This is a genomic window from Clostridium drakei, assembly GCF_000633595.2.
GTDB lineage: Bacteria > Bacillota > Clostridia > Clostridiales > Clostridiaceae > Clostridium_AM > Clostridium_AM drakei.
In genome coordinates, this window is the sequence record NZ_JIBU02000069.1 from 1 (window position 1) to 10,306 (window position 10,306).

General features: G+C 28.2%; 11 protein-coding genes. 4 read left to right on the plus strand and 7 right to left on the minus strand.

From position 1 onward, the window contains the following. Positions 1 to 305 precede the first annotated feature (305 nt). Entirely contained in the window at positions 306 to 1,055 is a 750-nt protein-coding gene (truA, locus tag EG57_RS0223390; protein WP_200880606.1) for a tRNA pseudouridine(38-40) synthase TruA, read from the plus strand. 191 nt (positions 1,056 to 1,246) lie between these two features. Continuing rightward, positions 1,247 to 2,119, plus strand: coding sequence for a DUF1002 domain-containing protein (locus tag EG57_RS0223395; RefSeq protein WP_032079510.1), 873 nt, complete (start codon positions 1,247 to 1,249; stop codon positions 2,117 to 2,119). A 28-nt stretch (positions 2,120 to 2,147) separates the two neighbouring features. Here the strand turns inward: EG57_RS0223395 and EG57_RS0223400 are convergent, their stop codons facing one another. From EG57_RS0223400 to EG57_RS0223410, 3 genes are read right to left on the minus strand one after another with little or no spacing between them, the layout of a single operon-like run. After that, positions 2,148 to 3,713 carry a sensor histidine kinase gene (locus tag EG57_RS0223400; protein WP_032079503.1) on the minus strand — a complete coding sequence of 522 codons (1,566 nt, stop codon included), beginning with the start codon at positions 3,711 to 3,713 and terminating at the stop codon, positions 2,148 to 2,150. Continuing rightward, on the minus strand, positions 3,713 to 4,399 hold the full coding sequence (locus tag EG57_RS0223405) for a response regulator transcription factor (protein WP_032079504.1): 687 nt from the start codon (positions 4,397 to 4,399) through the stop codon (positions 3,713 to 3,715). The genes EG57_RS0223400 and EG57_RS0223405 overlap by 1 nt, the downstream gene beginning before the upstream one ends. Beyond that, complete coding sequence (locus EG57_RS0223410) at positions 4,383 to 4,817, minus strand: hypothetical protein (RefSeq protein ID WP_052038064.1); 435 nt, start codon at positions 4,815 to 4,817, stop codon at positions 4,383 to 4,385. Before EG57_RS0223410 ends, EG57_RS0223405 begins: the two co-directional genes overlap by 17 nt. Positions 4,818 to 5,080: 263 nt before the next feature. Between EG57_RS0223410 and EG57_RS0223415 the strand changes: the two genes are divergently transcribed. Continuing rightward, the gene (locus EG57_RS0223415) at positions 5,081 to 7,279 is read left to right on the plus strand and encodes a YhgE/Pip domain-containing protein (protein ID WP_108849505.1); all 2,199 of its coding nucleotides are present in this window, start codon (positions 5,081 to 5,083) and stop codon (positions 7,277 to 7,279) included. Positions 7,280 to 7,620: 341 nt separating this feature from the next. Here the strand turns inward: EG57_RS0223415 and EG57_RS26095 are convergent, their stop codons facing one another. Then, positions 7,621 to 7,767 carry an aspartyl-phosphate phosphatase Spo0E family protein gene (locus EG57_RS26095; RefSeq protein ID WP_084572315.1) on the minus strand — a complete coding sequence of 49 codons (147 nt, stop codon included), beginning with the start codon at positions 7,765 to 7,767 and terminating at the stop codon, positions 7,621 to 7,623. Between the two features lie 313 nt (positions 7,768 to 8,080). On the opposite strand from EG57_RS26095, the gene EG57_RS26665 reads away from it, so the two are divergent. Further along, on the plus strand, positions 8,081 to 8,260 hold the full coding sequence (locus EG57_RS26665) for a hypothetical protein (RefSeq protein ID WP_032079505.1): 180 nt from the start codon (positions 8,081 to 8,083) through the stop codon (positions 8,258 to 8,260). Between the two features lie 95 nt (positions 8,261 to 8,355). On the opposite strand, the gene EG57_RS0223425 is transcribed toward EG57_RS26665, so the two are convergent. The 3 genes from EG57_RS0223425 to EG57_RS0223435 form a co-directional block, all read right to left on the minus strand. After that, positions 8,356 to 9,084: an MBL fold metallo-hydrolase gene (locus EG57_RS0223425; RefSeq protein WP_032079506.1), complete on the minus strand. Its 729-nt coding sequence runs from the start codon at positions 9,082 to 9,084 to the stop codon at positions 8,356 to 8,358. Between the two features lie 70 nt (positions 9,085 to 9,154). Next, positions 9,155 to 9,538, minus strand: coding sequence for a VOC family protein (locus tag EG57_RS0223430; protein WP_032079507.1), 384 nt, complete (start codon positions 9,536 to 9,538; stop codon positions 9,155 to 9,157). A 73-nt stretch (positions 9,539 to 9,611) separates the two neighbouring features. Beyond that, on the minus strand, positions 9,612 to 10,220 hold the full coding sequence (locus EG57_RS0223435; RefSeq protein ID WP_032079508.1) for a histidine phosphatase family protein: 609 nt from the start codon (positions 10,218 to 10,220) through the stop codon (positions 9,612 to 9,614). Positions 10,221 to 10,306 lie beyond the last annotated feature (86 nt).

Here is a 10,306-nt window from a genome sequence, read left to right on the forward strand (position 1 = left end):
CTGCCGCCTTATTTTTAGAGAGCGACAGCAACAACGAGGCCCAAAGGCCTCTTTTTTATCAAGTGATTCTTAGACTCAGGTTGAATTTACTTGTTAGTAATATCTCGCATCTGAGTCTTAGAAGAACTTATCCAGGTGCGTATCAGTGCTTATCTGGGGGTATTAGCAATGGTAGCGATGGGATAAAATAAAATAAATTATGGTAAATGTATAGAATATATGTAAAATCAGTGTTATTATATGTTTACAAAGTTTCATATAATTTATTATACGGTAGTCATCAGATAAATTAGAGGAGGTTTCATATGAGAAATTTAAGAATGTTAATACAATATGACGGAAGTAGATATAAAGGATGGCAAAAACAAAATCATAAGGATAATAATAATGTATCAACTATACAGGATAAAATAGAAAATGTACTATCTAAAATGGCAGAAGAGGATATTCAAGTCGTAGGTTGTGGAAGAACTGATACAGGAGTTCATGCTGAAAATTATGTAGCAAATTTTCATACTAATTCCTTATTGACTGTAGAAGATATGTTAAATTATCTATATGAGTTTTTACCTGAAGACATTGTAGTTAAATCATTAAACGATACAAGCGACAGATTTCATGCAAGGTATAATGCAAAATCAAAAACTTATTTATATACAATAAATAATAATAAATGTAGAAATGTATTTAATAGAAAATATGTTTACCATGTTGAAGAAAAGCTTAATTTAAATGAAATGAGAGATGCAGCGGAATTATTAATAGGAACTCATGATTTTCAAAGCTTTACTAGTTTAAAGTCTAATACTAAATCTACTGTTAGAACTATTAATTACATAAGTATAACAGAAGATCATGGCATGATAAAAATAGAGGTAAATGGAAATTCTTTTTTGTTAAATATGGTGAGAATTATTGTAGGTACTCTTTTAGAGGTAGGCAAAGGAACTCTTAAACCATCAGATGTAGAGAAAATTTTATATGAAAAGAAAAGAGCAGAAGCAGGTCCTATGGCAGCAGCAAAAGGTTTGTGCTTAAAAGATATTCAGTATTAAAATTTGACCTATACCATAAAAAAGTAAAGGTTAATAATTATTTAATAGACTGAGAAGTAAAGTTATACTATAATAATAAATGTTATTTTAAATGCTGCCAAATAAAAAAATTTAGCAAGAGTAAAGTTTATTCTGATTTTAGATTAATTTATTTTGGTAGTTTCATGAAAGGCAAAGGTGAGACTAAAATTATGAAATTTAAAGTGATTATGAGTAAGTTACTAGTTATGTTCATTGTTATGACTGTAGCAATGTATATGCCATTGAGTCAGGTTCATGCTGATGCTTATAAAAATGTTACATTAGGAGCAGATTTAACTGATAGTCAAAAACAGGAAATGCTTAAATACTTTGGTGTTACTAAAGAGGAAGCAAATGTACTTGAAGTTAATAGTGATGAAGAAGCTAAGTATTTAAAAGGGGTAGCTACTGAAAAGCAATTAGGAACTAGATCCATATCTTGTTCTTATGTAGAGCCTACTAATGAAGGCGGATTAAAAATATCAACACATAATATATACTGGGTTAATGAAAGTATGATAAGAAATGCGTTAATTACTGCAGGCATAAAAAATGCTAATGTTAAAGCAGCAGCTCCATTTAATGTATCTGGTACAGCTGCTCTTACAGGAATATTAAAGGGTTTTGAAAATAGTACTGGTGGAAAGAAGATTGATGAAAATAAAAAAGAAGCTGCTAATGCAGAATTGGTTACTACTGGTAATTTAGGCGAAAAAATTGGACAAGATAAAGCAGCTGGATTAGTAAATGAAGTAAAGAAAGAAGTAGTTAAAGAAAAGCCTAAAAATGAAGAACAGGTAGAAAAAATAGTAAAAGATGTAACTGGAAAATATAATTACAATTTAAGTGATGCTGACATAAAGAATTTAACTTCTTTAATGAATAAGATAAACGGTTTAAATTTGAATTTTAATGATTTAAAGAGTCAGTTAAATGGCGTTACAGATCAATTAAAGACAACTTTACAAAGTGATGAAGCTAAGAGTTTTTTTGGTAAAATATGGGCTGCTATCAGAAGCTTCTTTGATAACATATTTAAGTAAGAAAAGCTAAACAAGATGATTCAATAAATCATCTTGTTTTTTTATCATTTGTTTCTACAAATGGTTTTAAATATATAATAAAAGCAGCACCTAAGCCTAAATCACTAACTACCTCAATTTTTCCATCATGGGCTTCTATTATGGATTTAACTATAGAAAGACCTAAACCATAACCACCATGTTTACGAGATCTGTGAGATTCACTTCTGAAAAATCTATCAAATATACTGTTTAGCTGTTCTTTAGGTATACCAGTTCCATTATCAGATATTTTTAGTACTATAAATTTGTTTTTGGATTCTTGTATAAGACTTGTGCTTATATTAATAACTCCATTCTTTTCATTAGTATGATGTACAGCATTTTGAACTAAATTAAAAATAACTTGTTTAAATTGATTTCTATTTCCAGTAATAAATAGGTTATCTTCTAATTGTAATAAAAGTTTTCTTTCCTTCGCTAGTATTTGTAATTGAGGATAAACTTCTTCTACAATATGGCTAATATTTTCTTTCTTCATCTCTACAGGAACTTTTCTTTCTAGTCTAGTTAATAATAATAAATCATTAACTAATTTAGTAAGACGTTCACTTTCAATTAAAATACTATTTAATGCTAAATTCAATTTTTTTTCGTCCTTTGCAGCACCTCTTAACAAAACTTCTACGAATCCATGAATTGAAGTAAGAGGAGTTCTTAATTCATGAGAAGCATCGGAAATAAATTGTCTCATTTTTTCTTTAATGTATTGTTCTTGTTCAAAGAATATTTCTATACGCTGAAGCATATCATTAAAAGCCTTTGACAGTGTATCAATTTCAATTTGTCCAGTTTCTAAGGGCAAACGAGTATTTAGTTCATCTACATTTATTTTTTTTACGGTATTAGTTACATTATGAAGTGGTTTTAAGGTATATTTGAAAATTGTTAATCCAAGTAAAGCACCTACAATTAGTACTAAAATAGAAGCACCAATATACGTGTATATTTGCTTTAGAAGTATGTCTTCAATTGGACCTGCTGGAGTGCTTAATTGAATTAACCCAGCACTTGAATTACCATTTCCAAGTTTACGTAAAATAATTATTTGTAAATTTTTATTTTCATCTCTAGCTAGTATATATCCATCTAAGTTTCCATTTTTACGAATCTGTTTTATATAAAGATCTTGTGGAAGCTTAGGAATTGAAATAGGATATCTTAGTTTATTGTCACCATCGCTTTCATGTTTATCTAAATTGTAATTGGGGTTTTTGTGCATTTCTAAATCTTTACTTTTACTATCGCTAGCAATTATGTTTCCATTATTATCAATAACAGATACACTTATATTACCATCTAGCATTTTTTCTATAAGCATTGATGAATTTTCTATAAGATCTTTTGAGGTTTGAATATTCTTCGTGTCAGATATTGGAACATTTCTGAATCTGTACTCCAAAACTTCTTCGTTACTTTTATATAAATACTTCTTCATAGTTATATATTGATAAGATTCCATTATTAACAGCAGAAACATTAATATCAAAAAAAATCTGGATAAAAGTTTCCACTGTAGGCTTTGAGTTTTTATCATATTAAACTTGCTTTTCATTATATAACCACCTTATATCCTACTCCTCTTATGGTACGTATAATATTATGTTCATTGTCACCAATTTTATCTCTAAGGTATCTTATATATACTTCAACAATGTTTACATCTCCATTAAAATCAAAACCCCAAACCTTTTCCAAAATTGTAGGCTTGCTTAAAACCAAACCATTATTAAAAAGTAAATATTTTAATAAATTGTATTCAGTAGGAGACAACTCTAAAAGATTATTCTTGAAATATATCTCATGAGCCTTATCGTTCAAATAGAAGCTTCCTATAGACATAACATCATTTAATTCAGGAAGATTATTACGCAATCTAGCATTTATTCTAGCCAATAATTCTTTAAAGCTAAAAGGTTTAATCATATAATCATCTGCGCCTAAATCTAAGCCTTTTACACGATCATCTATATCATCTTTGGCAGTAAGCATAATAATAGATGTATTCACCCATTTTTTTATTTCAGAACATACTTCATATCCATTGATACCTGGAAGCATGATATCTAATATTATTATGTTAGGATTTAATTGTTTTGCTAATGAAATTGCCTCATAACCATCAAAAGCAGTATGCACAATAAAGCCCTCATCTTCTAATCCCATTTTTATAAATTCAACTATGCTTTCTTCGTCATCAACTACAAGAACGTGTATTTGGTCTTTAATCGGTGGATTCATAAAAACACTCCTTTTTTTTAACATTATCAATTATCACGCTGCGAATTTTCTGCTTTATGTATTCATTGTGATAAACAGTTTCTGTGGTAAATTTGGACTTGTTTATTAATGACATAAAAGTCACAGTTTTATTATTTTTTAATAGGTTTCTAAGTGATCTGTTTATTTTTTTATCTATAATCTGAATTTCTTTATAATAGGTCATTTTTTCAAGGATACAGTTCCTTAGTTCAGGATACTGCCTTATTACAAAACGAGTTACACCTGACCTTTCGGCTATAATAGCAAAACATATCCTTTCATTCTTTGAAATCATATTTTTAAGAGTATTATCAATATTAATTTTATATTCTCCTGCATTTTTGAATTCTATTTCTTCTTTTATACATATATTTGAATCATTAAAATAGTTTTCCATATCTGATCTCCTTACTGGATAGTTTTTACCTTTTTAATAATATATTATTAAGATTAATTTGTAAATTTATTTTAGTAGTAGAAGAGCATATGTGAAATTTATAAAAATAATTAGTTAACATATTTACTAATTTTTAATTTAATGATATAGTGATTAAATAAAAAAGACTTATGTACATTTAATAGAAAGGCTAATAGTGCATAAACTATAAGAATAATGGTTAGATTTTATTGATTATTTCTAAAAGGAGGAAAATTAGTTACATGAAAAATATTTTCAGTATTTTTAAGAATCATATAAAAAATGTTTTTAGGATATATAAAAGAGATATGAAAAACATATTAACAAGCTATGTAACATTAGCTATAATTATAGCTTTAACTATATTGCCTTCACTTTATTCATGGTTTAATATTAAAGCTTGTTGGGACCCATATGCTAATACAAAAGGTCTTTCAGTTGCAGTCGTAAATTTAGATAAGGGAACAGAATTTAGAAATGTAAAGATAAATGTTGGAGGAGATGTAGTAAAAAAATTAGCGGATAACCAAGCTATTGGATGGAAATTTGTTAGTGAAAGTGAAGCTGAAAATGGAGTGAAATATGGAAAATACTATGCTAGCTTAACTATACCAAAAGATTTTTCTCAAAATCTTCTTTCCGTTGTAACTCAAGATACTCCAAAGAAAGGAGAATTAATATATTCAGTTAATGAAAAAAGAAATGCTATAGCTCCTAAAATTACTCAAAAAGGAGCAACTAATTTGCAAGAAGAAATTACTAGAAATTTTATTGAAACATCCAGTAATACTATTTTATCCTATCTCAATCAATTTGGAATTGAATTGGAAAGTATGAAACCAGAACTTAAAAATATTATAGATGTTATCGTTAGTGTAGATAGCAGTATGCCTGAAATTAGTAAAGATATAGATGGTTTTTATTCGCAATCTTTGGATTTTCGAAAATATATGCAGAATGTTCAAAATAGCTTACCTGTTACATCAGATGCATTGAATAAAACTTTAAGTATTGCTCAAACAGGAAATGGTTATGTTAATAAAACACAGCAATCTTTACAGGCTATTTCTCCATTTGTAAAGACTAATTTATCTCTTGTAAAAAATGTATCAGATAATACAGAAACTCTTTTGAAACAGCTTCAAGATTTAAAGTCATCAGATACTGGAGCTACTAGGAAAATTCTAGTAGATGTTAGAGATAAATATGGAGATGGTGTGAAAAAACTTGATCAGATCTTAAGCTTATTAAATTCAATAAATAATGCTTTAAGCAATAATAGATTGGAAAATTTTATTAATAATCTTTCAAATGTTAGAAATCAGATGTCAGATCAGCAAAATTTTATAAGTTTGCTTATTGATACTATAGATCGTGGAAGTCAAGTGCTACCTGGAGATATAAATTCAGCTATACAAGGAGCTAATAAAATTTCAAGCACATTGGGTAATATGATTGATAATTTTGATAGTGAAACAGCTCCAGCTATTGATCAGTCTTTAAAAAACTTTATTGGATTATCGGATGATTCAGTGAAAATGCTGCAAAATATGCAGACAAATATGCCATTAATTAGCAGTTTAATAGGAGGCATAAACACTGCATCAGGTTCTAGTGTGAATAGATTGAAAGAATTAAAAGATAAGTTTCCTAAAATACAACAAGATATACATTCAAATTCGGAAAAGTTAAAAGGCCTTAGTGAAGATGAAAAATTTAATGAAATTACTAAAATACTAAAAAAAGATGCAAAAAAAGAAAGTGATTTTTTAGCAAATCCTATAGATTTAAAGCAAAATAGAATTTACCCAATTCCTAATTATGGTTCAGCTATGTCTCCATTTTACACTACACTAGCTCTCTGGGTAGGTGCATTTATATTACTTTCACTATTATCTGTGGAAGTTAAAAGCTTTGAAGATGGTGTAGAATTTAGCGCAAGAGAGCAATTTTTTGGAAGATATCTTACTTTTGTAACTATTGCAATTATGCAGGCAATAGTTACAACTATAGGTAATCTAGTTCTTTTAAAAACCTATGTTGTATCTCCTATTGTATATGTAATGTTAGGTGTATATACAAGTATTGTATTTACTATGATTATTTACACTTTGGTATCTGTTTTAAGAAATATAGGTAAGGCTTTAGCTATGGTAGCAATGGTATTGCAAGTTTCAGCCTCTGGAGGTACTTTTCCAATAGAATTAATGCCTCATTTTTTCCAGAATATAAATCCTATACTACCATTTACCTATGCTATAGGAGCTATGAGAGAGGCTGTGGGAGGAATTTTGCCACAAGCTTTAATTAAGAATATAGTGGTATTATTAATATTCTTTTTGATTTCTATATTCTTTGGAGTATTCTTTAAGGAGAAAGCAAATAGATTAAGTGAGAAGTTTGTAAAACAGTTCAAAGATAGTGGTTTGGCAGGAGAGTAGAAAACCACAAATAGTTTAAAAACTGTTGGGTTGTAAAACTCATATTAAATTTAGAATTAAGTATTAATAATAAGCACTGCTACACGCCGGGATAAGTTTTTTTAAGACTCAGAGAGGTATTCCTCACAAGCAAACTCCACCTGAGTCTTAGAATTACTTGATTAATGATCCATTTATTTAATAAGATTATTTTTTGTTTAAGTTATATAATTTACGATAGAAAGTTAAAAAAGTCCAGAAAAAAATAAATTAATACATATGTAATGTATTAAAATAAATTTAATCTATAAAACTTTTAATAATATATTATTAATATTAGTACTAATAATTGCAAGTATAATTTATATCTCTGCAGCACAAGAATAATATGCATAAATAAGCTTGTCCAATTCTTGACTAAGTTTTACTATCTCATTTGAGCATAAGCATTTATCTACTTCTAGCAACTTATGTAAGCTTTCTCTAAGTGATTCGATTTGTTCTTTCATAAATTTCATCTCCATAATAATAATTTGAACAACATATGATATTATAATATAATAATAATAATTTTTCAACAATTTATAAAAATATAAAAACTAGCATGTAAATGTTTACTATATTGAAAAATCAAGAAAATGAGTAAAAATAAGTAAAATAATTGTTCACGCATTTTTTACAATTTAAGCACAATGTGACACAACTTTTTTAGAGGACAGAGGACAATTGACAGAGAACAGTGAAGGATGATTTTCCTCCGCTTTGCTACAGAAAATCTTTAATTAAAAGTTTGATGATTCGTTTCGCTAAGGCGAAACATTGATGACTAATAAATTTAAAGCTTGTTTTGCGTTAGCAAAACAAGCTTTAAAAATCAATGAATCTTACTTAGTGGGAATTATCCCACTAAGTTTAGATGAATTATCTAGGGGCGTAGCTACTGTTAGCTTCCAATTTAATAAAAGTGGAAGTGTTACATTAGATAGCCATCAGATAAATTAGTTTTCCGACGTAAGGAGAAAAACTCACCTTCATTGTCCTCTGTCCTCTGTCAAATGTCCTCTAAAAGAATGCTTCGAATTTTTTAAATTGTGAGATTAAAGTTCTATCGCAAATCCTCTATATGGTATATTGTAAATCCTTGTAGAGGATTCATTCATCATTGTTTTGAACTCTTGTGTTACCCAAAAGTCTTCTCTAAAATGCATAGGAATAAAAATTTTGGGTTGCAGATTTTCTATGAAATATTTTCCACCAAGGTAGAAAAATTCTTCTTGTCTTGCATCAACTGGGAAAAATGCTATATCAATTTTTTCACCTTTTATAAGATTTATTTCTTCTTTAAACCATTTTTCAGCATTTTTATTATCTTCAGAACTATCTTCTTTCCAATGCCACCAATTTAAATCTCCTGCATGAAATATATTAAAATCATTGAAATTTACTAAAAAAGATACACCTTCATCTGTAGACCCATATACTTTCACAATTAAATTATCTATTTTTATTGTTTCACCTTTTTTTACAATAAAGGAATTTACATCTTCTCTTAAGCTTTTTATATCATTGCTTAAGATGTACTTTACATTAGAATTCAATTTAGTGAAGTCAAATATTAAAGGATTGAAATGATCATAGTGGCTATGAGATGTAAAAACATATATTGCTTTTTCAGTTTTTAGCAAATCTTCACTTATGACTCCGTTTTTTAGTGATTTTTCATTTTTTGAACATTTATCGTTATAATAATCAAATATAAATATATAGTTTTGAGTTTCTACACAAAATCCACTATTATACAAATAATGTATTTTTAATTTATTCAAAATACATCCCGCCTCTCACTTAAATCAACTTTGCCATGGTAAAAGTTATATGAGATTGTTTGATACTAACCTATTTAATTTCTGATGCTTTAAAAGGTAATATTTCAGTCCAATATCCATCTGGATCTGCTATAAAATAAAGTCCCATTTGTTCATTTTCATAGCATATACAGCCCATTTCTTTATGCTTTTTATGAGCAGCTTCATAGGCATCTGTTCTTACCGCCATATGTATTTCATTATCTCCTAAATTATATGGCTCTTTTCTATCCTTAAGCCATGTAAGCTCAATTTGATGGTCTCCCTCACTTGACTTTAAAAATGCTAATGTAAAGCTTCCATCTGAAGAATGATGTCTTCTTACTTCCTCTAGCCCAAGAGCTTCTTTGTAAAATTTAATACTTTTTTCTAAGTCTAAAACATTAATATTGTTATGATCAAATTTAAATTTCATTATAAAACACCTCAACTTCTATTTTAATAATTATATTATATATACTTATATTTAAAATCTCAACTTTTGCAGTTTAGAGTACATGTGATGTATCACCCTCTAATAAAATTTTTATATTTCTATTTTCTACTTCTAAAACGGTAATGCTTGTACCACGTATGAATGGAAGACTCCAGAATTTTTCAATTCCATATCCTTTAACTATTTTCATAATAGCCTTAATAACAACAGCATGAGCTACAATTAGTATATTGTCTGTATTGATGTTATTATCAATAACATCATATAAGCCTTTTTCTATTCTTTTTACAAGCTCTGTGAAAGTTTCTCCGCCAAAAGGTTTAAAAAATTGTGGCTTTTGGATAAAGGTTTCATATTCTTTTGGATATTGTTTTGTTAGTTCTTCTTCATTCATCCCTTCCCATAATCCAAAATTCATTTCTTTAAAATTTTCATTTATTACTATTTTTGTATTTTTCATTCCTCGAATGTACTTAGCTGTATCTAAAGCCCTTTTTAGAGGACTACTATAAATTAAATCAAAATCTATATTTTTAAGATGCTTTCCAAGGCTTTTGGCATCTTCAATACCTTTTTCTGTGAGATTAGAATTTTTCCATCCCTGCATTCTAAGTTCTTTATTCCATTCTGTTTCACCATGTCTTGTTATGTATATTTTCAAATCAATCACTCCTTATAAACTATATATATATAGTCGCTTGCGGAATTCCGCAAGCGTTGATTCGCCTAACTTTTTAGCCGTTAGGC